A 22977-nucleotide genomic window follows, 5' to 3' on the forward strand; every position below is an offset into this window, starting at 1 on the left:
CAGGCGCACGATCGTCCTGATCCAATTGCTGTCGCGCGCCGTACGACCTGTGGGAAGCCCGCTTTCTCCCATTTAATCCTTACTTTTTTGTGATACCCGCTATCGCCTGGCCTCCCTTGGCCGAAATTTGGCCCGGGGAGCCTGACTATTCTCTTGTGAGGTTAATATGAACACGTTATCGACCTGTCCCACGGCCGTCGCCCACGGCAGACGCTACAGCTTTCTGGTCGCCATCGGGGCAAGCATCGGCGGCCTGCTGTATGGCTACGACACGGGCATTATTGCCAGCGCCTTGCTCTTTCTGCGCGAGGATTTCGCCATCGCGGACAACGCCTTTATGCAGTCGGTGGTCACCTCCGCCACGCTTCTCGGCGCGATATTTGGCGCGCTGCTGACCGGCCCGCTCTCGGATCGTCTGGGGCGGCGCAGAACCGTCATCGTCATCTCAATACTGTTTGCTTTATTCGCTCTCGGCTGCGCTTTAGCGACCTCCCTCAATATGCTGATTGTCATGCGTTTCCTGCTTGGCCTGGGCGTCGGAGGCTCCTCGCAAATTGTTCCGATGTATATCGCCGAGCTGGCGCCTGCCCATCGGCGCGGCGCTCAGGGCGTGCTGTTCCAGATGATGATCTGCGTCGGCACGCTGCTGGCCTACGCCGTAGGCTATCTGCTTGGGCCGTCCGGCGCCTGGGAGTGGATGCTCGGGCTGGCGGTTATCCCGGCGGTGATTTTTATCGTGATGATGCTGTATCTGCCGGAAAGCCCGCGCTGGCTGGTGGGCAAGCAGCAGGCTAAACGGGCGGAGGAAATCCTCGTCCGCGTAGGGCGCACCGGGCACGAAGCCGCTCAGGAAGTCAAGGAGATAGGGCGGCTGCATCAGGACCAGCAGTCGAGCTGGAGAGAGCTGTTCCAGCCCTGGGTGCGGCCCGCGCTGGTCGCCGGTCTGGGCATCGCTATTTTCTCTCAGGCTACCGGCATCAGCGCCATCATCTATTACGCCCCTTCCTTGCTGGTGATGGCGCAGTTTGGCAAGTCGGTGGCGATCCTCGGCTCCGTCGGGATCGGTGTGGTGCTCACGGTATTCACCCTGTTAGGCATTTGGCTGCTGGACGTGCTCGGGCGGCGGCGCCTGATGCTGATTGGCCTGCCCGGCGCGGTGGTGGTGCTGGCGGTGATGTCGATGCTGTTGCCATGGTCCGCCCACGCGCAGGAGCTGCTGAGTGACGGCCATAAAATTATCGTGCTGGCCTGCCTGCTGGGATATTTCGCCTTCAACGGCGGCAGCCTGTCGGTTGTGACCTGGCTGTACTGCGCCGAAATCTTCCCCCTTGGCGTGCGGGGAAAAGGCACGGCTTTGTGCTCGTTTGCGCTGTGGGTGGTCAACTTCCTCGTCACCCTGCTGCTCTATTTCACGGCCGATGCGCTTGGCATCGGCCTGGTGTTCGGCGCGCTGGCCGCGGTCAACGCGCTCGCCTGGGTCTTCGTGTGGCGCTATGCCCCGGAGACGCGGGGGAGAACGTTGGAGGATATCGAACAGAGCCTGCTTAACGGGCAGTTCAACGCGCGCAATGCCGCTTCTTCGGGCGTTTTGCTCAATAAAATCAACTCAGACTGAGAGGTCGTTATGGCATTTGAAACAGATATTCCGGACAGCCAGCGTGCGCTGTTCCTGATGGCGAAAGAAACCCTTGAGCTACAGACTACCGCCGTGCCGCAGCCGCAGGCCGGGGAAGTGCTGCTGAAAATCGGCTCGGTCGGCGTGTGCGGTTCGGATAAGCATTTTTACTTCGACGGCCGCTGCGGCAGCGAAATGATTACCGCGCCGATGATTATGGGACACGAGTTTGGCGGTGCGATTGTGGCGGTGGGGCAGGGAATTTCGCCGCACCGCGTCGGGCAGCGCGTATCGGTGGATCCGCTGGTACCCTGCGGCCGCTGCCGGCACTGTGTGCAGGGCAATTATAATATCTGTCCGACGCAGAAGTTTTTCGGCGTACCGGGTACCTATGGCGCCATGCAGCAGTATCTGTGCGTCCCGTCAGGCAACGCGCACGCTATCAGCGACGCCATTAGCGACGGCGCGGCGGCGATGGTTGAAACGATTTCAGTCGCGCTGGCAGGGGCGCAAAAAGGGCAGATTGGTCTGGGGTCCCGCGTGTTAATCACCGGCGGCGGCCCGGTGGGGTTATTCGCCGTTCAGGTCGCTAAAACGCTGGGCGCCACGGAAGTGGTGCTGGTTGAGCCTCAGGAGGGGCGGCGCAAAATTGCCCATGAGCTGGGGGCTGAAACGCTGAGCACTCTGGCCGATAACGACCGGCAGTATGACGTGCTGCTTGAATGCACGGGCGTACAGTCCGTGCGCCACGACGCCTGTCTGAGCGTACTTTCCGGCGGGCGGGCAATCATGATCGGCGTGGGTGAACAGGTGGGCGGCTTTCCCATGTCAGCGGTGATAGAACGCGAAGTCACCATTCACGGGGTGATGCGCTATAAGTTCACCTGGCCTGCGGTTATCGCGGCGCTGGAGGAGCAGAGGCTGAACGCCGATATTTTGATCAGCCGACGTTTGCCGCTGGCGCGCGCCCAGGAAGCATGGACGCTCCCGATGACGAATGAAATTAAGACGATGATCGACGTTAACGCCTGATTGACGTTAACGTCACTGTCAAAAGCTAAAGCCCGGTCTCGGGCTTTAGTTGGTTGCCGGATATTCCTGAACGGCGATATGCAGCGTGATTTTTTTGTCATCGCGCATGATAACCACCGGAATTTCTGAGCCTGGGCGGATTTCCGCGACCTGGTCCATGGTTTCGAGAGCAGAAACCGCCGGTTTGTCATTCACCGAAATGATCACGTCGTTGGCGCGGATACCGGCCTGGGCCGCCGGACCATCCGGAGCAACGTCATTAACCACAATCCCCTGCAGCTGATCGATGCCGCCGCCCTGAGCATGCAGCGGCGCGATCTCGCGGCCGCTGATACCGATATAACCGCGGATCACGCGGCCATCGCGGATCAGCTTATCCATAATCTTGGTTGCCAGCTGGAAGGGAATCGCAAAGCCGATCCCTTCCGGCGTTTCGCCATCGTTGCTTTTATCAAATGACAGCGTGTTGATGCCCATCAGTTCGCCCAGCGAGTTCACCAGCGCACCGCCGGAGTTGCCGTGGTTGATTGAGGCGTCGGTTTGCAGGAAATTTTGCCGTCCGGTCGGGTTCAGGCCGATACGACCGGTAGCGCTGATAATCCCTTGCGTAATCGTCTGACCGAGGTTGTAAGGGTTACCAATCGCGAGGACAACATCGCCGATATGCGGCACCCGTTTCGGGTTGATAGGAATGACCGGCAGGCCGGCATTGGCGTTAATTTTTAATACCGCCAGGTCAGTCAGGGTATCAGAACCAACCAACAACGCTTCAAAAACGCGACCATCCTGCAGGGCGACAATAATCTGATCCGCGTCATTGATGACGTGTTTGTTGGTCAGAATGTAGCCACGCTGGTCCATGATAACGCCGGAGCCCAGAGTCAGCTGATTATGGCTGGTACCGTTCAGCGCGCGGTTATAGACGTTGACCACCGCAGGGGCAGCGCGGCGAACGGCAGAATTATAGCTGGCGGGCGACTCGTCCGCGCTATCGTACTGGGTCGTCGTCGACAGTTGCCATTGACGCAGCGAAGGCATTACGGCCAGCAGCAGGCCTCCGACGATCAAACCAATGAGTACAGAACGTAAAAACTTTCCAGGCATGATACCGGTATCGTTGATGGATGGACATGCGCAGCATAGCACGAGTTATCCGGACATCGTACTGCGGGCGATGTCCGGAAAGGCGTGTTATCGCAGCAGCAGATAGATGCTTTCGTTACCGCGAATGACGTTCAGGGCGATGACAGCCGGCTTGCTCTCCAGCACTTTACGTAGTTCGGCAATAGAGCGCACGCGCTCGCGGTTAAGGCCGATAATAATATCGTCCTTATGCAGGCCAACCTGCGCCGCCGGGCTTCCTTTATCGACGTTGTCGACGGCGACGCCTTTGGTGCCGTCTTTCAACTGACCGTCGCTCAGCGATGCCCCCTGAAGCGCAGGGATGATGAGATCGGCGCTGGCGGTAGACGAGGTGCTCTTATCCAGAGTGACTTCGACATCCAGCGGTTTCCCGTCGCGCAGCAGGCCCAGCTTCACTTTGGTGCCCGGCTCGGTCGTGGCAATTCGCGAACGCAGCTCGGCAAAGCTGCTCAGCGGTTTACCGTTCATGCTGACAATCACGTCGCCGGACTTAATCCCGGCTTTCGCTGAACCTGAATTTGGTAAGACTTCGCTGACGAAGGCCCCGCGCTGAGCGTCGATATTCATCGCTTTAGCAATATCCGCGCTCATTTCCATGCCTTTAATTCCCAGCAGGCCGCGTTTGATTTCACCAAACTGGATCAGCTGTTGAGCGAGGGTTTTCGCCATATTACTCGGAATGGCAAAGCCTATGCCGACGCTGCCGCCGCCTGGCGCCAGAATCGCGGTGTTGATACCAATCAGCTCGCCGTTCAGGTTCAGCAGCGCGCCGCCGGAGTTACCCCGGTTGATAGAGGCATCGGTCTGGATAAAGTTCTCCAGCCCTTCAAGGTTGAGACCGCTGCGACCGAGTGCGGAAATAATACCGGATGTGGCGGTCTGCCCGAGGCCAAACGGATTACCGACGGCCACGGCGAAATCGCCAACGCGAAGTTTATCGGAATCGGCGATCGCGATTTGCGTCAGATGGCTGGGGTTTTGTAATTGCAGCAGGGCGATATCGCTCTGATCGTCGCTGCCGACCAGCTTCGCATCAAATTCGCGGCCATCGTTAAGCTGAACGCTGATTTTCTGTGCCTGGCTGATCACGTGATTATTGGTTAAGACATAGCCTTTGGCGGCATCGATGATGACCCCGGAGCCCAGACCTTCAAAAGGCTGAGCCTGCTCCTGCGGCGCATTGTCGCCAAAGAACTTTTTCAACTCTTCCGGCATGTTTTGCGCCGGGGCGGCGGTCCCTTCAACCTGTACGCTCACGACCGCGGGCAGCACTTTTTCCAGCATCGGCGCAAGGCTTGGCAAAGCTCCCTGGCCGGGTACCTGCGTGGGTAACGATGCCGTCGCCGTAGGTAAAACCGACAACGATAACCCGATGCTTAACGCTAACGCACTCAACAGCAAAGTCTGTTTCTTCATTAGATGCTGGCTCTCGTAACCTGAGGTGTATGGAAAAACGTCCCGAATGGCCTGATGTTATTGAATTTTCAACCGGCTAACAATGCGGTCAATGATTAAATAATAGCTGGGATGTGGGGTTGAGGCGGGCGCAGAGAGTGCGCCCGGATAATATTTTTGCTGGCAGGGATAAATCAGTCGCGTTTTGCGCCACCGCGCAGCAGGCCGGATGCGCCTTCAGAATAATCGCGCGGCATCTGGACCGGTGCCTGATCGTTACCGGCTTCTGATTCTGCCAGGCGATTGCGGAACGGGTTTGCATCCGCCATGGTATCCGGCAGCAGACTGCTGGAGCTTTTAGCCATGTGCTGATACAGCTGGCGGTAATCATCGGCCATGTTATCCAGCAGTTCAGCGCTGCGGGCAAAATGACTGACCAGCTCTTCACGATACTCTTCAAGCTCTGTTTTATTCTTTTCCAGTTCGAACTGCAGCGCCTGCTGTTGACGTAATTTGCGGTTGCCAAAACGCATGGCGACGGCACCGATGATGATACCGACAACTAGCCCAATTAGCGCATATTCCCAGGTCATGTACATCTCCCGTTGTTTTGTGGTTCCGTAGGGTGGCTGTAAGGCTCTCCGCCTGCGCCCGATAGTGCCACTATAACCGCTAATTCCACAGAAGTGGAATCCTGGCGTATCATCGCGTAGTGTAGAACGGCCTTTTTTTCGTCAATCGTGAGCTTCAGCATTACGGTTTTCAAGGAATAACAATTAGATCATGCAAAGCCTGTCCCCAACATCGCGTTACCTTTTAGCTCTCAAAGAGGGCAGCCATCAACCTGACGACGTCCAGCAGGAAGCGGTAAGCCGCCTCGATACTATCTATCATGAACTGCAGAATAAACCCGTTCCGGCGCCGCAAAGCAGCGGCCTGCGGGCAAAATTCGGCAAACTGCTGGGTAAGCGTGAACCTACCGTCGAGACGGCTGCCGTACGTGGCCTCTATATGTGGGGGGGCGTCGGGCGAGGGAAAACCTGGCTGATGGACCTGTTTTATCATAGCCTGCCCGGCGATCGTAAGCAGCGCCTGCACTTCCATCGCTTTATGCTGCGCGTCCATGAAGAGCTGGTGGCCCTGCAGGGACACAGCGACCCGCTGGAAATCCTCGCCGATCGCTTCAAGGCGGAAACCGACGTTCTCTGTTTTGATGAGTTTTTTGTCTCCGATATTACTGATGCCATGCTGCTGGGCGGTCTGATGAAAGCCCTGTTTGCGCGTGGCATCACGCTGGTGGCTACCTCGAACATCCCGCCAGATGAGCTCTATCGCAACGGCCTGCAGCGCGCCCGTTTCCTGCCCGCGATCGAGGCGATTAAACAGCATTGCGACATTATGAATGTGGACGCGGGTATTGATTACCGCCTGCGCACGCTGACGCAGGCCCATCTTTGGCTGTCGCCGCTCGATGCGCAGACGCAGCAGCAGATGGATAAACTGTGGCTGGCCTTAGCGGGGGCGAAACGCGAGCAGACGCCGACGCTGGAAATTAACCATCGACCGCTCCCGACATTAGGCGTCGAAAACCAGACGCTGGCGGCCTCGTTTGCTACCCTATGCGTGGACGCGCGCAGTCAGCACGATTACATCGCGCTTTCGCGCCTGTTCCATACCGTCATGTTGTTTGATGTACCGGTGATGACGACGCAGCTGGAGAGTGAAGCCCGGCGGTTTATCGCCCTGGTGGATGAGTTCTACGAGCGGCACGTTAAGCTGGTTGTCAGCGCCGCGGTGCCGCTGTATGACATTTATCAGGGAGAGCGGCTGAAGTTTGAGTTTCAGCGCTGCTTATCGCGCCTGCAGGAAATGCAAAGCGAAGAGTATTTGAAACGCCCGCATATGCCTTAACTGGCGGGCGTTCCCCCGCGCATCGTGTTGCCATGACATAAGGATATCGCGCGGCAACGCGCCGCCGAAAAAAGCAGGTTCAAATCACATAAAGGGGTCGATCTTTGGCCCCGACTTCTCTATAATCTTGCGACCCCACGTTACAAGAAGGTTTTTTTCCCAAAACTTTCTATAGTGCCGGCATAGGCTATTCGAAGGGGTAGGTTTGCTGGACAATGTCGTGTGAACCTCAACTGACTAAACGTTTGGGTGTTCACCAACGTGTAACTTATTATTTGGGTAAGCTTTTAATGAAAACTTTTACAGCTAAACCAGAAACCGTAAAGCGCGACTGGTATGTTGTTGACGCGACCGGTAAAACTCTGGGCCGTCTGGCTTCTGAACTGGCTCGTCGCCTGCGCGGTAAGCATAAAGCGGAATACACTCCGCACGTCGATACTGGTGATTACATCATCGTTCTGAACGCAGAAAAAGTTGCTGTAACCGGCAACAAGCGCGAAGACAAAATGTACTACCATCACACCGGCCACATCGGTGGTATCAAAGAAGCGACCTTTGAAGAGATGATTGCTCGCCGTCCTGAGCGTGTGATTGAAATCGCGGTTAAAGGCATGTTGCCAAAAGGCCCGCTGGGTCGTGCTATGTACCGTAAACTGAAAGTTTACGCGGGTAACGAGCACAACCACGCGGCACAGCAACCGCAAGTTCTTGACATCTAATCGGGATTATAGGCAATGGCTGAAAATCAATATTACGGCACTGGTCGCCGCAAAAGTTCCGCAGCTCGCGTTTTCATCAAACCAGGCAGCGGCAAAATCGTTATCAACCAGCGTTCTCTGGAACAGTACTTCGGTCGTGAAACTGCCCGCATGGTAGTTCGTCAGCCGCTGGAACTGGTCGACATGGTTGAGAAACTGGATCTGTACATCACCGTTAAAGGTGGTGGTATCTCTGGTCAGGCTGGTGCGATCCGTCACGGTATCACCCGCGCTCTGATGGAGTATGATGAGTCCCTGCGTGGCGAACTGCGTAAAGCTGGCTTCGTTACCCGTGATGCTCGTCAGGTTGAACGTAAGAAAGTCGGTCTGCGTAAAGCACGTCGTCGTCCTCAGTTCTCCAAACGTTAATTGTTTTCTGCTTACGCAGAACAATTTGCGAAAAAACCCGCTTCGGCGGGTTTTTTTATGCATAAACCTGCGGTTATCCACAAGCAAATCGCCTGTTCTTACCACTTTTTCAGCATTTCCAGAATCCCCTCACCACAATGCCTTCAAGATCTGGTAAACTATCATCCAATTTTCTGCCCAAATGCTGGTGATTGTTCGTTTTTTGTTTTTTTCGCATAAACAATAATGACTTCACGCGAATGGGGTTTTTACATCTGGCTGGCCACGCGTGGCTGGTAGCAGTACAAAAATTCTGAATATACCTGGAGGTTTTCATGGCTGTCGCTGCCAACAAACGTTCGGTAATGACGCTGTTTTCTGGTCCTACTGACATCTATAGCCACCAAGTCCGCATCGTGCTGGCAGAAAAAGGTGTTAGTTTTGAGATAGAGCACGTGGAGAAGGACAACCCACCTCAGGATCTGATTGACCTCAACCCGAATCAAAGCGTACCTACGCTGGTGGATCGTGAGCTCACTCTGTGGGAATCCCGCATCATTATGGAATATCTGGATGAGCGTTTCCCGCATCCACCGTTAATGCCGGTCTATCCGGTCGCGCGTGGAGAAAGTCGTCTGTACATGCAGCGTATCGAGAAAGACTGGTATTCGTTGATGAACACCATTCAGACCGGTACCGCAGCGCAAGCGGATACCGCACGTAAACAGCTGCGTGAAGAGCTGCAGGCGATTGCGCCTGTCTTCACTCAGAAACCTTACTTCCTGAGCGATGAGTTCAGCCTCGTTGATTGCTATCTGGCGCCGCTGCTGTGGCGTTTGCCGGTTCTCGGTGTTGAAGTTATTGGTGCCGGCGCGAAAGAGCTCAAGGGCTATATGACTCGCGTCTTTGAACGTGATTCCTTCCTCGCTTCTTTAACTGAAGCCGAGCGTGAAATGCGTCTCGGTCGGGGCTAACCGATGGATGTATCGCAGCTAACGCCGCGTCGCCCGTACCTGCTGCGGGCGTTCTATGAGTGGCTGCTGGATAACCAGCTGACTCCACACCTGGTTGTGGATGTGACACTGCCAAACGTACAGGTGCCGATGGAGTATGCGCGCGACGGACAAATCGTTCTGAATATTGCTCCTCGCGCCGTGGGTAATCTGGAACTGGCTAATGACGAAGTCCGCTTCAACGCGCGCTTCGGCGGTGTCCCGCGTAATGTTTCCGTGCCTATGGCTGCCGTTCTGGCTATCTATGCTCGTGAAAACGGTGCGGGTACCATGTTCGAACCTGAAGCGGCTTATGATGAAGACGTCACCACCCTGAATGATGACGATGCATCGGTAAGCAATGAAAGCGAGACGGTCATGTCGGTGATCGACGGCGATAAGCCGGATCGCCATGATGATGACCCGGATGATACGCCTCCGCCGCCGCGCGGTGGGCGTCCGGCGCTGCGCGTCGTGAAGTAATCCAGCAGGTCGTGGATTTCAGATTGCAGGCCCTTCGGGGCCTGTTCTGTTATCTACGCCGCCAGCATGGCATTCTTGTGTTAAGATGGTCCGGTCGTCACTTGCTGTCACACATCACACATGGTCCCTATGAGCGCATTTGATCCCCAGACAGAAGAAGCATCCACCCCAATCGGTAACAGCCTGCACCGCCGTCCTCTGGCGCGCAAAAAGCTGTCGGAAATGGTGGAAGAAGAGCTTGAGAATATGATTCGCCGCCGTGAGTTTGCCGAAGGCGAGCAGCTACCTTCTGAACGTGAGCTGATGACGTTTTTCAACGTCGGACGACCTTCTGTGCGCGAAGCTCTGGCCGCCTTAAAGCGTAAAGGACTGGTGCAGATTAACAACGGTGAACGCGCCCGCGTCTCACGGCCTTCTGCCGACACCATCATTGGCGAACTTTCGGGGATGGCGAAGGATTTTCTCTCTCACCCCGGCGGGATTGCGCATTTTGAACAGCTGCGTCTGTTTTTCGAGTCCAGCCTGGTTCGCTATGCTGCGGAACACGCCAGCGACGAGCAGGTTGCAAAGCTGGAGCAGGCGCTGAAGATCAACAGCCAGTCGCTTGATGATAACGCGCTGTTTATCCGTTCAGACGTTGAATTTCACCGCGTACTGGCGGAAATTCCCGGGAATCCTATCTTCCTGGCTATCCATGTCGCCCTGCTGGACTGGCTCATCGCCGCACGCCCTACCGTCCCGGAGCACGAGCTTCACGAACATAATAACGTGAGCTATCAACAACATATCGACATCGTCGATGCGATCCGCCGCCATGACCCTGACGAGGCCGATCGCGCCTTGCAGACCCACCTCAATAGCGTTTCCGCCACCTGGCACGCCTTCGGCCAGAAAAAACAATCACGTAAGTAACAAGAGCGATCGTCTGGATCCTCGTTTAGTGAAGCCGATCGCATAATAAGCGTTCCCTATGAGGCCGTCGCTTAATTCATCTGGTATAACAGGTATAAAGGTACATAGTTAATCATAACAACTAGCATACGAGGTGAGATATGGCGGTTAATTTACGTGGAGTCATGGCAGCGCTGCTTACGCCGTTTGACGGGCAACAAAAGCTGGATAAAGAGAGCCTGCGTCGGCTGGTGCGTTTCAATTTGAGCCAGGGAATCGACGGGTTGTACGTTGGCGGTTCGACCGGGGAAGCTTTTGTGCAAAGCAGCGCAGAACGCCAGCAAGTGCTGGAGATCGTCGCTGAAGAAGCGAAGGGAAAAATGACGCTGATTGCCCATGTTGGCTGCGTCAGTACGCTGGAGAGCCAGCAACTTGCCGAAGCTGCGCACAGCTATGGCTACGATGCGGTGTCCGCCGTCACGCCGTTCTACTATCCCTTCAGCTTTGAAGAGCACTGCGCTCACTACCAGGCCATTATTGATTCAGCTAATGGCTTACCGATGGTGGTCTACAACATCCCGGCGCTGAGCGGCGTGAAACTCTCCCTGGATCAGATCAATACGCTGGTGACGCTGCCGGGCGTGGGGGCATTGAAGCAGACATCAGGCGATCTTTTCCAGATGGAGCAGATCCGCCGGGCGCATCCGGATCTGGTGCTTTACAACGGCTATGACGAGATTTTTGCTTCTGGCTTGCTGGCCGGTGCCGATGGCGGGATCGGTAGTACCTATAACATTATGGGCTGGCGCTATCAGGGGATCGTGAAAGCGCTGCGGTCGGGCGATATAGCGGAAGCGCAGAGGCTGCAGTGTGAATGCAACAAGGCAATCGATCTGCTGATCAAAACCGGCGTATTCCGGGGGCTGAAAACCGTGCTGCACTACATGGACGTGGTTGCTGAGCCGCTATGTCGCAAACCGTTCGCTCCGGTTGCTGAGCAGTTCCTGCCGGAGCTGAAAGCGCTGGCGCAGCAGCTGCAGCAGGAGAAAGCGCAGCTGGGTTGAGGCTAACGGCTTCCCCGCCGCGTGTGCGAGCGGGGCATTCCCGGATGGAGGCGCTATGCGCCCGGTCCGGGTCATAACACGAGCTATATCGGATGCAGTGATAGCGACATCTGGTATGGCAAACCAAGCGTGGGTCTGACCCATCGCGGGAGAGTAAAATGATCGCAACGACCCAGAACATCCCGTGGTATCGCCATCTCAACCGGGCGCAGTGGCGGGCTTTCTCCGCTGCCTGGCTGGGATATTTGCTTGATGGTTTTGATTTTGTCCTGATTGCCCTGGTGTTGACAGAAATCCAGGCAGACTTTGGTTTGACGACCGTAGAGGCAGCGAGTCTGATCTCAGCCGCCTTCATTTCTCGCTGGTTTGGCGGCCTGATGTTGGGCGCAATGGGCGATCGTTACGGACGGCGGCTGGCGATGGTCACCAGTATTATTCTGTTTTCCCTCGGAACGCTGGCCTGCGGCTTTGCTCCCGGTTTTACCACCATGTTTATCGCGCGTCTGGTGATTGGCATGGGGATGGCGGGGGAGTATGGATCCAGTGCGACCTATGTTATTGAAAGCTGGCCAAAGCAGCTGCGCAACAAGGCCAGTGGTTTTCTGATTTCCGGCTTTTCCGTCGGGGCGGTGATTGCCGCGCAAATCTATAGTCTGGTGGTACCGGTCTGGGGATGGCGTGCGCTCTTTTTCATTGGCATCGTGCCGATTATTTTTGCGCTGTGGCTGCGGAAAAACATCCCGGAAGCCGAAGACTGGAAAGAGAAACATCAGGGTAAAGCGCCGGTGCGGACCATGGTGGATATCCTCTATTGTGGCAAACACCGGGCGATCAATATTTTCCTGACCATTGTGGCGGCGACGGCGCTGTGGTTCTGTTTCGCCGGCGAGCTCAACAATGCCGGAATCGTGGTCGCACTGGGGCTGCTTTGTGCCACGATCTTTATCAGCTTTATGGTGCAAAGCAGCGGTAAGCGCTGGCCAACCGGCGTGACGCTGATGGTTGTCGTCCTGTTCGCCTTTCTCTATTCATGGCCTATCCAGGCGCTTTTGCCCACCTATCTTAAAACGGAGCTCGCTTACGATCATACGACCGTGGCCAGGGTGCTGTTCTTCAGCGGTTTTGGTGCTGCGGTCGGCTGTTGCGTCGGCGGTTTTCTCGGCGACTGGCTGGGAACGCGCAAAGCCTATGTTTGTAGCCTGCTGGCCTCCCAGCTGTTGATTATTCCCGTCTTTGCTATCGGCGGCACCAACGTGTGGGTGCTGGGGCTGTTACTGTTCTTCCAGCAGATGCTGGGGCAGGGGATCTCCGGGATCTTACCTAAATTGATCGGCGGCTATTTCGATACCGATCAGCGTGCTGCGGGTCTGGGTTTTACCTATAACGTCGGTGCCTTAGGTGGGGCGATCGCGCCGGTGCTCGGTGCGCTGATCGCGCAGCGGATGGATCTGGGCACGACGCTGGGATCGCTCTCTTTCGGCCTGACCTTTGTGGTGATCCTGCTTATCGGACTGGATATGCCCTCGCGTGTTCAGCGCTGGATCCGCCCGGAAGCGGTGCGAACGCACGATGCGATTGATGGCAGGCCCCTGAGCGGGGCGGTGATGCCCGGCGCCAGCAAACGTGGATTAGTGAAAACCAGGTAACCCGTGCCCGGCGCTGGCGCCGGGCAACGAGATAAATCAGGGAGTTATTATGTCTTTGCTTGAACAACTGGGTCGTCGCATCAGCGCCCACGGCGGATTAATTGTCTCATGTCAGCCGGTCCCCGGTAGCCCGCTGGATACGCCGGCGATTGTCGCAGCGATGGCGCTGGCAGCCGAACAGGCTGGCGCGGTGGCATTGCGTATTGAAGGTGTTGAGAATCTGCGGGCGACCCGCGCCCGGGTGACAGTACCCATTATCGGTATTCTCAAACGTGACCTCGATGATTCACCGGTACGCATTACCCCATTTTTAGAGGATGTTGATGCTCTGGCGCAGGCGGGGGCGGATATTATTGCTTTCGATGGTACCCGTCGGACGCGCCCGGTGGCGGTGGAAGCACTGCTGGCCCGTATCCATCAGCAGTACAAGCTGGCAATGGCCGACTGTTCATCCGTTGAAGATGGCATCTTCTGTCAGCAGCTCGGTACGGAAATTATCGGCACCACGCTGTCGGGTTATACCACGGCGCACACGCCGAAAGAGCCTGATTTGGCGCTGGTACAGGCGCTACACGCAGCGGGATGTCGGGTGATTGCCGAAGGGCGCTACAACACGCCAGCGCAGGCGGCAGAGGCCATGCGTCATGGCGCCTGGGCGGTGACCGTAGGCTCCGCCATTACGCGGCTGGAACACATTTGCGAGTGGTACAACACGGCGCTGAAAAAGGCGGTGCAATGACGACGCTGGCGATTGATATTGGCGGCACCAAGCTAGCCGCCGCACTGATAGACAGCCGATTGACCCTCCTGGAGCGGCGTGAAGTCCCCACGCCAGCCAGTCAGACGCCGGCGGCATTAGCTGCCGCGCTGGCGGCGCTGGTGGCCCCCCTCTCGGCGCGCGCGGATCGTTTTGCTATCGCCTCCACCGGCATCATTCAGGACGGCATTCTGACCGCCATCAATCCAGCGAACCTGGGCGGACTGGCACATTTTCCTCTGCAGGCGTGTTTATCCGACCTCACGGCGTTGCCCGGTATTGCCCTCAATGATGCTCAGGCAGCGGCGTGGGCGGAATATCATGCGCTGCCGGAGAAAGTCAGCGAGATGCTCTTTTTGACCGTTTCAACCGGCGTTGGCGGGGGGATCGTCAGCCAGGGCAGGCTGCAGACCGGTCGCGGAGGCCTGGCCGGCCATTGCGGTCATACGCTGGCGGATCCTGCCGGGCCGCTCTGCGGCTGCGGTCGGAAAGGCTGTGTCGAAGCTATCGCTTCCGGGCGCGGTATCGCGGCGGCGGCCGGCGGTGAGCTTTGCGGGCTGGATGCAAAAGCGATATTTGCTCTGGCGAGGGAGGGACACCCGCAGGCGCAGATATTAATTCAGCGATCGGCACGCACGCTGGCGCGACTGATTGCCGACCTGAAGGCCGTGACGGACTGCGCCTGCGTTGTGATCGGCGGCAGTATCGGTCTTGCAGACGGCTACCTGAAGCTGGTTGAGACGTACTTGTCACAAGAACCCGCGCTTTATCATGTTCCGCTGCGGGAAGCTTACTATCGGCATGATGCGGGCCTGTCAGGAGCGGCATTATGGGCACAGGGAGGAAAGATATGATTCTGGGTCATCTACAGCAGCCTTCGCATGCCGGTCTTCCGGCGGTTCTGGTCCGGGCTATCGCCCTGGCGCAGGCCCACGATTTACACACTATCGCTCCCGGAAGCTATGAGCTTCAGGGCGACAATGTATTGATGAACGTCATGGCGTTTCATACCGGTGTGCCGGAAGAGAAAAAAGCCGAACTGCATAGCCAGTTTATTGATATCCAGATTTTACTGGCGGGGGAAGAGCGGATCTTTTATGGCGTCGCCGGGTCGGCCTGTGAGTGCGAAGAAGCGCATCCTGACGAGGATTATCAGCTTTGCCGTCGGATACGCGGGGAACAGGTACTGACATTGCATCCGGATATGTTTGCGGTTTTCATGCCCGATGAACCGCACAAACCCGGTTGCCAGGTCGGGGACAGCGCCGGGATTAAAAAAGTGGTCATTAAGGTCCGCGCCGCCCTGCTGGCATGATAAAAAAAGCCCGCGGGCTTGCGCCAGCGGGCTCTGTCAGAGACCCGGACAGACAGTTTGTCCGGGTTTGTTGATTACACTTCCAGGTAGTTCAGGATCCCGTCAGCCGCTTTACGACCTTCGGCAATCGCCGTCACCACCAGATCGGAACCGCGCACGATATCGCCGCCGGCAAAGATTTTCGGGTTACTGGTCTGGAACGCGTTTTCATGGCCTTCCGGCGCAATAATACGGCCCTGAGAATCCAGCTCAACATCGTGCTTCGCCAGCCATTCCATGCTGTGCGGGCGGAAACCAAACGCCATCACCACCGCATCTGCCGGGACCACGTGCTCGGAGCCTGCGACGATCTCCGCACGACGACGCCCTTTGGCATCAGGCTGGCCCATCTCGGTACGCGCCATTTTCACGCCGCACACTTTGCCGTTAGCATTCACTTCTACGCCCAGAGGCTGAACGTTGAACTGGAACTCGACGCCCTCTTCACGCGCGTTTTTCACTTCGCGTTTGGAGCCCGGCATGTTTTCTTCGTCACGGCGGTAGGCGCAAATAACGTGAGTCGCGCCCTGACGTACGGAAGTACGCACGCAGTCCATCGCGGTGTCGCCACCGCCGAGAACCACCACCCGTTTGCCTTCCATATTGACGTAAGGCTCGCTGGCGGTTTCGCCAAAGCCCATGGTCTGTTTGGTGTTGGCAATCAGGAACGGCAGCGCATCAAAGACACCATTTGCGTCTTCGTTTTCCAGTCCGCCGCGCATGGACTGATAGGTCCCCACGCCGAGGAACACGGCATCATACTCTTTCAGTAACGCGTCGAGCTGAACATCACGGCCCACTTCGGTATTGAGTTTGAACTCAATACCCATGCCGGTGAAAATTTCACGGCGACGGGTCATTACCTCTTTTTCCAGCTTAAAGGCGGGGATGCCGAAGGTCAGCAGGCCACCGATTTCCGGATGGCGATCGAATACCACCGCTTTGACGCCGTTGCGGGTCAGGACATCTGCACAGGCCAGTCCTGCCGGACCGGCACCGACGATCGCCACCGTTTTACCGGTGGGCTTCACGCCGGAGAGATCCGGGCGCCAGCCCATCTCGAACGCTTTATCGTTGATGTAGCGTTCGATGTTACCGATAGTCACCGCGCCAAACTCGTCGTTCAGCGTACAGGAGCCTTCGCACAGACGGTCCTGCGGGCAGACGCGCCCGCAGACTTCCGGCAGGGTGTTGGTCTGATGCGACAGCTCTGCCGCTTCAAAAATACGCCCCTCATTGGCGAGCTTCAGCCAGTTCGGGATGTAGTTATGGACCGGACATTTCCATTCGCAGTACGGGTTGCCGCAGGACAGGCAGCGATCTGCCTGGGCTTTGGCCTGGCCTTCTGAAAACGGCTCATAAATTTCAACAAATTCAATTTTACGGATCTTCAGCGGTTTCTTTGGCGGATCAACGCGCTGTAAGTCGATAAACTGGTATACGTTCTGGCTCATCTGAATTCCTTACTGCGCCTGCACACGCAGCTCTGCTGCGCTACGACTACGGTGACCCAACAGTGCCTTAACATCGCTGGACTTTGGTTTAACCAGCGCGAATTTCGCGGCAAAAGCCGGCCAGTTGGCCAGGATCTCTTCGCCTCGAGACGAACCGGTAAGCTGCACGTGTTCGGTAATCAGACCGCGCAGGTGCTCTTCATGGATAGCGAGAGAGTCAACGCCCAACACTTCCACCAGTTCCGGGTTCACACGTTTACGGAAATCACCGTCTTCATCCAGGACGTAAGCAAAGCCGCCGGTCATCCCTGCGCCAAAGTTGACGCCGGTTTTACCCAGTACGCAGACGATGCCGCCGGTCATGTATTCGCAGCCGTTATCGCCGATGCCTTCTACCACGGTGATGGCACCGGAGTTACGCACCGCAAAGCGTTCGCCTGCACGGCCCGCAGCGTACAGACGACCGCCGGTCGCGCCATACAGACAGGTATTACCGATGATGCTCGCTTCGTGACTGCGGAAGGCGGAGCCCACCGGAGGACGGATTGACAGCAGACCGCCTGCCATCCCTTTACCCACGTAGTCGTTCGCGTCACCGGTCAGATGCAGTTCCACGCCGCCGGCGTTCCACACGCCGAAGCTCTGGCCTGCGGTACCGCTGAAGTGCGCGGTAATCGGATCTGCTGCCAGCCCCTGATCGCCATGGGTCTGGGCGATATAGCCAGACAACGACGCGCCAACGGAGCGATCGGTATTACGGATATCGAACCAGAAGGTTTTGCTCTGCTTGCTGTCCACGAACGGTTTAGCCTGCTGTAGCAGCTGCGCGTTCAGCACGCCGTTATCAAACGGCGGGTTGCTTTCGGTGCAGTACAGCGCTTTACCCGGATGCGGCTCGGCGGTTTCCAGCAGTTTGCTGAGATCCAGCTTCTGCTGCTTCGCGGTAAAGCCATCCAGCACTTTCAGCAGGTCGGTACGGCCAATCAGGTCCACCAGACGCTTCACGCCAAGCTCAGCCATCAGCTCGCGGGTTTCGCGGGCGATGAATTCAAAGTAGTTGGTCACTTTGAACGGCAGGCCGTGATAGTGATTCTTACGCAGTTTGTCATCCTGAGTTGCTACGCCGGTTGCGCAGTTGTTCAGGTGGCAGATACGCAGATATTTACAGCCGAGCGCGACCATCGGGCCAGTGCCGAAGCCGAAGCTTTCTGCGCCAAGAATTGCCGCCTTGATGATATCGAGGCCGGTTTTCAGGCCGCCATCCACCTGCAGACGGATCTTGTGACGCAGACCGTTCGCCACCAGCGCCTGTTGGGTTTCCACCAGACCCAGCTCCCACGGACAACCCGCGTATTTCACGGAGGAGAGCGGGCTGGCACCCGTACCACCGTCGTAACCGGCGATGGTGATAAGATCGGCATAGGCTTTGGCCACGCCGGTGGCGATGGTGCCGACGCCCGGTTCGGAAACCAGCTTCACAGAAATCATCGCTTTCGGGTTGACCTGTTTCAGGTCGAAAATCAGCTGCGCCAGATCCTCGATAGAGTAAATATCGTGGTGCGGCGGCGGTGAAATCAGGGTTACACCCGGGACCGAATAGCGCAGTTTGGCAATGTACGGGGTGACTTTGTCACCCGGCAGCTGCCCGCCTTCGCCCGGCTTCGCGCCCTGAGCGACTTTAATCTGAATAACGTCGGCGTTGACCAGGTAAGCCGGTGTGACGCCGAAGCGGCCAGAAGCGACCTGTTTAATACGCGACACTTTGTTGGTGCCATAGCGCGCCGGATCTTCGCCGCCTTCGCCGGAGTTAGAGAAGCCGCCGATGCTGTTCATGGCTTCCGCCAGCGACTCATGAGCTTCCGGGCTTAACGCACCGATAGACATGGCGGCGGTATCGAAGCGTTTGAACAGGTCTTTGGCCGATTCGACGTGGTCGATGCTGATGGCGTCATCGCCAGGGTTCAGCGCCAGCAGATCGCGCAGTGTGGCGGCCGGGCGTTCATTCACCAGGTTCGCATACTGCTGATAGTCGTGGTATTCACCGCTCTGAACCGCTTGCTGCAGCGTGCGGACGACGTCCGGGTTGTAGGCGTGATATTCACCGCCGTGAACGTATTTCAGCAGACCGCCCTGATCCAGCGGCTTACGGACCAGCCAGGCGCGTTTGGACAGATTCAGCAGATCCTGCTGGAAGTCATCGAAGCCCGCGCCGCCGATGCGGCTGACAACGCCGAGGAAGCACAGATCGGAAACCTCACGATGCAGGCCAACCGCTTCGAACAGCTTCGAGCAGCGGTAGGAGGCGATGGTCGAAATGCCCATCTTAGACATGATCTTGTACAGGCCTTTGTTGATGCCGTTACGGTAGTTCAGCATCACGGTACGATAATCTTTCTCAATGGCCTTGTTATCAACCAGTTTCGCCAGCGTCTCATAGGCCAGGTACGGATAGATAGCCGTGGCGCCGAAGCCCAGCAGCACCGCGAAATGGTGCGGGTCACGGGCGCTGGCGGTCTCAACGATAATGTTGGCATCGCAGCGCAGGCTCTTATCCACCAGGCGGGTTTGAATCGCGCCTACCGCCATCGGTGCCGGAACCGGCAGACGATCTTTGGCGATATTACGATCGGAGAGCACCAGCAGAACGGTACCGTTACGGACCATCTGTTCCGCTTTATCGCACAGCGCCTTCACCGTTTCGGCCAGCGAGGTTTCTGCGGCGTTAAAGGTGATATCCAGGGTATCGGCGCGATAGTGCTCCTCTTCCATGGTGGTGAGCTGTTTGAAATCGGAGTACAGCAGGATCGGTGATTTGAAGCTCAGGCGGTGAGCCTGGCCTTCCGCTTCGCAGAAGACGTTCATTTCACGGCCGATGCTGGTGGCCAGCGACATCACGTGAGCTTCACGCAGCGGGTCGATCGGCGGGTTAGTCACCTGCGCGAACTGCTGACGGAAGTAGTCGTAAATGATACGCGGCTGGCTGGAGAGCACGGCAAACGGGGTATCGTCGCCCATTGAACCGACCGCTTCCTGGCCGTTTTCACCCAGTACACGCAGGACGGAGTCCAGCTCTTCTGCGCTGTAGTTAAACTGTTTCTGGAAGCTGGCGAGCGTGTCGTCATCCAGCTGGCGGCTGCCGACGTCTTCGTCCGGTAGATCTTCAAACGGCACCAGGCGGCGGACGTTTTTCTCCATCCACTCTTTGTAAGGGTGGCGACTTTTCAGGTCATCATCGGTTTCCGCGGAGTGCAGAATACGTCCGCCGCGGGTATCGATAACCATCAGTTCGCCCGGGCCTACGCGGCCTTTTTCGACCACTTCGTCAGGCTGGTAATCCCAAATCCCGACTTCTGAAGCGCAGGTAATCAGTTTGTCTTTGGTGATGACGTAGCGCGCCGGGCGCAGACCGTTACGATCGAGGTTACAGGCGGCGTAGCGACCGTCGGACATCACGATGCCCGCCGGGCCATCCCATGGCTCCATATGCATGGAGTTAAAATCAAAGAAGGCGCGCAGCTCCGGATCCATATCCGGGTTGTTCTGCCAGGCTGGCGGTACGAGAAGACGCATGGCGCGCACGATATCCATCCCGCCGGCCAGCAGCAGCTCAAGCATGTTATCCATCGAGCTGGAGTCGGAGCCGGTTTCGTTCACGAACGGCGCCGCATCATGCAGGTCCGGAATTAACGGCGTCTGGAACTTGTAGGTACGCGCGCGCGCCCACTGGCGGTTGCCGGTGATGGTGTTGATTTCGCCGTTGTGCGCCAGGTAGCGGAACGGCTGTGCCAGCGGCCAGCGCGGCACGGTGTTGGTGGAGAAGCGCTGGTGGAACAGGCAGATTGCCGACTCCAGACGCAGGTCCGCGAGGTCCAGATAGAAGCGCGGCAGGTCAGCCGGCATACACAGACCTTTGTAAATGTTCACCAGATTCGACAGGCTGCAAACGTAGAAATCTTTATCTTCCTGCAGACGCTTTTCAATGCGGCGACGGGCGATGAACAAACGACGTTCCATATCGCGCGGGCGCCAGCCTGCCGGGGCGTTAACAAAAATTTGTTCAATACGAGGCAGCGAGGAGAGGGCGATTTCACCGAGAACCCCTTCGTTGGTCGGCACTTCGCGCCAGCCGACGATAGACAGGGTTTCACGTTGTAGTTCTTCTTCAACGATGCGGCGTGCCGTAGCCGCCAGTTCAGGATCTTTATTAAGGAATAACATCCCGACGGCGTAATTTTTGGCTAAACGCCAGCCGCGCTCTTCCGCAACGATACGGAAGAAACGGTCAGGTTTTTGCAGCAGCAAGCCACAACCGTCGCCGGTTTTACCATCGGCAAGAATCGCGCCGCGGTGCTGCATTCGGGCCAGTGCGTGTATAGCGGTACGCACTACCTTGTGGCTAGGTTCGCCTTCTATGTGGGCGATCAGGCCGAAACCACAGTTATCCCTCTCAAGGGATTTATCGTACAACATATCAGTGAACCTCCCCAGGCTCTACGGGACACCCTCCGATACCGATTGCGCACGGGCACAGAAAGAGCATGGCGACGGGGTTTGCACCTCGCATTCGCCCTCTTTAAATCCTTTTCGCATCGGTACGCAAGTTTGAGGACTTGCTGTAAGAGGGAATCTCAATTACTGCATAAATATGATGAGCAGAGTGCTCATCCAGAAAGCTTCCAGCGGATTCCCAACTTATCGGGAATCGGCACTTACGTCAAATGGCAATCTTATTTATACAAAAATGTGCTATACATGGTTTAACATTATGATAAATAAGATAATAACTGTGTTTTAAGCGGCGCTGAAACGTAGCGGAAAGCATAATCTAGTGTGATCTGTCTCACTATATCGATAGCGTAACATTATCGATCTGTGCTGAACTGCCTATTTATCGCAGAGTATTTATCTGCCTGTTACCTCTAGCGCGGTAAATAACACTGTTTTTTGCCCTGATGAAGATAATGGCAAACCTGAGGTTAAGTATAAGGAAAAGTCATCACAGAGTGAGTGAATGAAATTGCAGTTATCTTGAGTGTTTATGCAATGAGATGAGCGGCCGCGCTGACGATTGATCCAGGTCATCGCCGTCGGTGGCTAAAAATGGCAGGCTTGGCCCCTTTCTTCAGGCCGGTCTATCAGATTATGCAGTTACAAAAATTAGTCAATATGTTTGGTGGGGATCTTTCGCGGCGCTATGGCGAAAAGGTTCATAAACTGACGCTGCATGGCGGGTTTAGCTGCCCGAATCGCGATGGCACTATCGGCCGCGGAGGCTGCACGTTCTGCAACGTCGCCTCTTTTGCTGACGAAGAGCAGCAGCACCACTCTATTGCTGAACAGCTGGCACATCAGGCGCAGCGGGTTAATCGCGCCAGGCGCTATCTCGCTTATTTTCAGGCTTACACCAGCACCTTTGCCGAAGTTCAGGTACTGCGCTCGATGTATCAGCAGGCGGTGAGTCAGGCCAATATCGTCGGGCTGTGCGTGGGTACTCGTCCTGACTGCGTCCCGGAGGCGGTGCTGGATCTGCTCGGCGGCTATCGGGAACAGGGCTACGAAGTATGGCTGGAACTCGGCTTACAGACGGCGCATGACAAAACGCTGCAGCGGATTAATCGTGGGCATGATTTTGCCTGTTATCAGCGTACGACCCGGCTGGCGCGCGAGCGCGGGCTGAAGGTCTGCGCGCATTTGATCGTCGGGCTACCGGGCGAGGCGCAGAGCCATTGCCTGCAAACGCTGGAGCAGGTTGTGAATACCGGTGTGGATGGCATCAAACTGCATCCGCTGCATATCGTCACCGGCAGTACGATGGCCAAAGCCTGGCAGGCGGGACGGTTTCAGGCGATTGCGCTGGATGAGTATACGGTCACTGCCGGGGAGATGATTCGCCACACGCCACCCGAGGTGATCTATCACCGCATTTCCGCCAGCGCCCGGCGGCCGACGCTGCTGGCGCCCCTGTGGTGTGAGAACCGCTGGACCGGGATGGTTGAACTTGACCGCTATCTCAACCAACACGGCGTGCAGGGCTCGGCGCTGGGACGAGCCTGGGTGCCGCGCGCAGCTTTAGAGTAAGGGCGCCCGCATTTTTTGCACAACTTACAGCGTATTGCTCAGAATTGGGTATTATT

The 22977-nt window shown here is 56.8% G+C and carries 19 protein-coding genes; 14 read left to right on the forward strand and 5 right to left on the reverse strand.

The features are described from left to right. The first annotated feature begins 166 nt into the window (after nt 1–166). Together Q1L34_RS02490 and Q1L34_RS02495 are read left to right on the forward strand one after the other, a co-directional pair. Nucleotides 167–1615, forward strand: a complete 1449-nt coding sequence (locus Q1L34_RS02490) for a sugar porter family MFS transporter (RefSeq protein WP_100663120.1) — start codon at nt 167–169, stop codon at nt 1613–1615. Between the two features lie 9 nt (nt 1616–1624). Further along, nucleotides 1625–2647, forward strand: a complete 1023-nt coding sequence (locus Q1L34_RS02495; protein ID WP_015585645.1) for an alcohol dehydrogenase catalytic domain-containing protein — start codon at nt 1625–1627, stop codon at nt 2645–2647. 45 nt (nt 2648–2692) lie between these two features. On the opposite strand, the gene degS is transcribed toward Q1L34_RS02495, so the two are convergent. The 3 genes from degS to zapG all read right to left on the reverse strand — a co-directional run bounded on the left by degS (nt 2693) and on the right by zapG (nt 5778). Beyond that, on the reverse strand, nt 2693–3751 hold the full coding sequence (gene degS / locus Q1L34_RS02500; RefSeq protein ID WP_004868231.1) for an outer membrane-stress sensor serine endopeptidase DegS: 1059 nt from the start codon (nt 3749–3751) through the stop codon (nt 2693–2695). Nucleotides 3752–3838: 87 nt separating this feature from the next. Continuing rightward, nucleotides 3839–5206: a serine endoprotease DegQ gene (gene degQ / locus Q1L34_RS02505; protein ID WP_004868228.1), complete on the reverse strand. Its 1368-nt coding sequence runs from the start codon at nt 5204–5206 to the stop codon at nt 3839–3841. A gap of 173 nt (nt 5207–5379) precedes the next feature. Continuing rightward, nucleotides 5380–5778 (reverse strand): Z-ring associated protein ZapG, encoded by a 399-nt coding sequence (gene zapG, locus Q1L34_RS02510; RefSeq protein WP_004868227.1) that lies wholly within the window; start codon nt 5776–5778, stop codon nt 5380–5382. A 190-nt stretch (nt 5779–5968) separates the two neighbouring features. Here zapG and zapE point away from each other — a divergent pair, with 190 nt between their 5' ends. From zapE to nanQ, 11 genes are all read left to right on the forward strand, one after another. After that, nucleotides 5969–7096, forward strand: a complete 1128-nt coding sequence (gene zapE, locus Q1L34_RS02515) for a cell division protein ZapE (RefSeq protein ID WP_044346960.1) — start codon at nt 5969–5971, stop codon at nt 7094–7096. A gap of 290 nt (nt 7097–7386) precedes the next feature. Continuing rightward, the gene (gene rplM / locus Q1L34_RS02520) at nt 7387–7815 is read left to right on the forward strand and encodes a 50S ribosomal protein L13 (protein WP_004868222.1); all 429 of its coding nucleotides are present in this window, start codon (nt 7387–7389) and stop codon (nt 7813–7815) included. Between the two features lie 15 nt (nt 7816–7830). Beyond that, complete coding sequence (gene rpsI / locus Q1L34_RS02525; RefSeq protein ID WP_003025138.1) at nt 7831–8223, forward strand: 30S ribosomal protein S9; 393 nt, start codon at nt 7831–7833, stop codon at nt 8221–8223. Between the two features lie 314 nt (nt 8224–8537). After that, nucleotides 8538–9176 (forward strand): stringent starvation protein SspA, encoded by a 639-nt coding sequence (gene sspA, locus Q1L34_RS02530; protein ID WP_004868218.1) that lies wholly within the window; start codon nt 8538–8540, stop codon nt 9174–9176. A gap of 3 nt (nt 9177–9179) precedes the next feature. After that, nucleotides 9180–9677, forward strand: coding sequence for a ClpXP protease specificity-enhancing factor (gene sspB / locus Q1L34_RS02535; protein ID WP_048024708.1), 498 nt, complete (start codon nt 9180–9182; stop codon nt 9675–9677). 120 nt (nt 9678–9797) lie between these two features. Continuing rightward, nucleotides 9798–10589 carry a transcriptional regulator NanR gene (nanR, locus tag Q1L34_RS02540; protein ID WP_015585646.1) on the forward strand — a complete coding sequence of 264 codons (792 nt, stop codon included), beginning with the start codon at nt 9798–9800 and terminating at the stop codon, nt 10587–10589. A gap of 140 nt (nt 10590–10729) precedes the next feature. Beyond that, on the forward strand, nt 10730–11632 hold the full coding sequence (nanA, locus tag Q1L34_RS02545; protein WP_004868212.1) for an N-acetylneuraminate lyase: 903 nt from the start codon (nt 10730–10732) through the stop codon (nt 11630–11632). A gap of 158 nt (nt 11633–11790) precedes the next feature. Further along, a complete protein-coding gene (locus Q1L34_RS02550) occupies nt 11791–13278 on the forward strand; it encodes an MFS transporter (RefSeq protein WP_015585648.1) in 1488 nt (495 codons plus the stop codon). 49 nt (nt 13279–13327) lie between these two features. Beyond that, the gene (locus Q1L34_RS02555) at nt 13328–14017 is read left to right on the forward strand and encodes an N-acetylmannosamine-6-phosphate 2-epimerase (protein WP_086815761.1); all 690 of its coding nucleotides are present in this window, start codon (nt 13328–13330) and stop codon (nt 14015–14017) included. Then, nucleotides 14014–14889: an N-acetylmannosamine kinase gene (gene nanK, locus Q1L34_RS02560; RefSeq protein WP_004868203.1), complete on the forward strand. Its 876-nt coding sequence runs from the start codon at nt 14014–14016 to the stop codon at nt 14887–14889. The genes Q1L34_RS02555 and nanK overlap by 4 nt, the downstream gene beginning before the upstream one ends. Then, nucleotides 14886–15350: an N-acetylneuraminate anomerase gene (gene nanQ, locus Q1L34_RS02565; RefSeq protein ID WP_048024710.1), complete on the forward strand. Its 465-nt coding sequence runs from the start codon at nt 14886–14888 to the stop codon at nt 15348–15350. The genes nanK and nanQ overlap by 4 nt, the downstream gene beginning before the upstream one ends. Before the next feature lie 74 nt (nt 15351–15424). Here nanQ and Q1L34_RS02570 read toward each other — a convergent pair whose 3' ends face one another. After that, nucleotides 15425–16843 carry a glutamate synthase small subunit gene (locus tag Q1L34_RS02570; protein ID WP_015585651.1) on the reverse strand — a complete coding sequence of 473 codons (1419 nt, stop codon included), beginning with the start codon at nt 16841–16843 and terminating at the stop codon, nt 15425–15427. A gap of 9 nt (nt 16844–16852) precedes the next feature. Then, entirely contained in the window at nt 16853–21313 is a 4461-nt protein-coding gene (gene gltB, locus Q1L34_RS02575; protein WP_327204347.1) for a glutamate synthase large subunit, read from the reverse strand. 672 nt (nt 21314–21985) lie between these two features. Here gltB and mnmL point away from each other — a divergent pair. Beyond that, on the forward strand, nt 21986–22921 hold the full coding sequence (gene mnmL / locus Q1L34_RS02580) for a tRNA modification radical SAM protein MnmL/YtqA (protein ID WP_327204348.1): 936 nt from the start codon (nt 21986–21988) through the stop codon (nt 22919–22921). Nucleotides 22922–22977: the final 56 nt, after the last annotated feature.

It is taken from the genome of Klebsiella ornithinolytica (assembly GCF_030505655.1).
Classification (GTDB): domain Bacteria; phylum Pseudomonadota; class Gammaproteobacteria; order Enterobacterales; family Enterobacteriaceae; genus Klebsiella; species Klebsiella ornithinolytica.

Bases quoted from the DNA above. Each gene is read 5' to 3' on its own strand.
- mnmL (WP_327204348.1), top strand. From the start codon at position 21,986: ATGCAGTTACAAAAATTAGTCAATATGTTTGGTGGGGATCTTTCGCGG.
- zapG (WP_004868227.1), bottom strand. From the start codon at position 5,778: ATGACCTGGGAATATGCGCTAATTGGGCTAGTTGTCGGTATCATCATC.
- Q1L34_RS02555 (WP_086815761.1), top strand. From the start codon at position 13,328: ATGTCTTTGCTTGAACAACTGGGTCGTCGCATCAGCGCCCACGGCGGA.
- nanR (WP_015585646.1), top strand. From the start codon at position 9,798: ATGGTCCCTATGAGCGCATTTGATCCCCAGACAGAAGAAGCATCCACC.
- degS (WP_004868231.1), bottom strand. From the start codon at position 3,751: ATGCCTGGAAAGTTTTTACGTTCTGTACTCATTGGTTTGATCGTCGGA.
- nanA (WP_004868212.1), top strand. From the start codon at position 10,730: ATGGCGGTTAATTTACGTGGAGTCATGGCAGCGCTGCTTACGCCGTTT.
- zapE (WP_044346960.1), top strand. From the start codon at position 5,969: ATGCAAAGCCTGTCCCCAACATCGCGTTACCTTTTAGCTCTCAAAGAG.
- Q1L34_RS02570 (WP_015585651.1), bottom strand. From the start codon at position 16,843: ATGAGCCAGAACGTATACCAGTTTATCGACTTACAGCGCGTTGATCCG.
- gltB (WP_327204347.1), bottom strand. From the start codon at position 21,313: ATGTTGTACGATAAATCCCTTGAGAGGGATAACTGTGGTTTCGGCCTG.
- rplM (WP_004868222.1), top strand. From the start codon at position 7,387: ATGAAAACTTTTACAGCTAAACCAGAAACCGTAAAGCGCGACTGGTAT.
- degQ (WP_004868228.1), bottom strand. From the start codon at position 5,206: ATGAAGAAACAGACTTTGCTGTTGAGTGCGTTAGCGTTAAGCATCGGG.
- sspB (WP_048024708.1), top strand. From the start codon at position 9,180: ATGGATGTATCGCAGCTAACGCCGCGTCGCCCGTACCTGCTGCGGGCG.
- Q1L34_RS02490 (WP_100663120.1), top strand. From the start codon at position 167: ATGAACACGTTATCGACCTGTCCCACGGCCGTCGCCCACGGCAGACGC.
- nanK (WP_004868203.1), top strand. From the start codon at position 14,014: ATGACGACGCTGGCGATTGATATTGGCGGCACCAAGCTAGCCGCCGCA.
- rpsI (WP_003025138.1), top strand. From the start codon at position 7,831: ATGGCTGAAAATCAATATTACGGCACTGGTCGCCGCAAAAGTTCCGCA.
- sspA (WP_004868218.1), top strand. From the start codon at position 8,538: ATGGCTGTCGCTGCCAACAAACGTTCGGTAATGACGCTGTTTTCTGGT.
- nanQ (WP_048024710.1), top strand. From the start codon at position 14,886: ATGATTCTGGGTCATCTACAGCAGCCTTCGCATGCCGGTCTTCCGGCG.
- Q1L34_RS02550 (WP_015585648.1), top strand. From the start codon at position 11,791: ATGATCGCAACGACCCAGAACATCCCGTGGTATCGCCATCTCAACCGG.
- Q1L34_RS02495 (WP_015585645.1), top strand. From the start codon at position 1,625: ATGGCATTTGAAACAGATATTCCGGACAGCCAGCGTGCGCTGTTCCTG.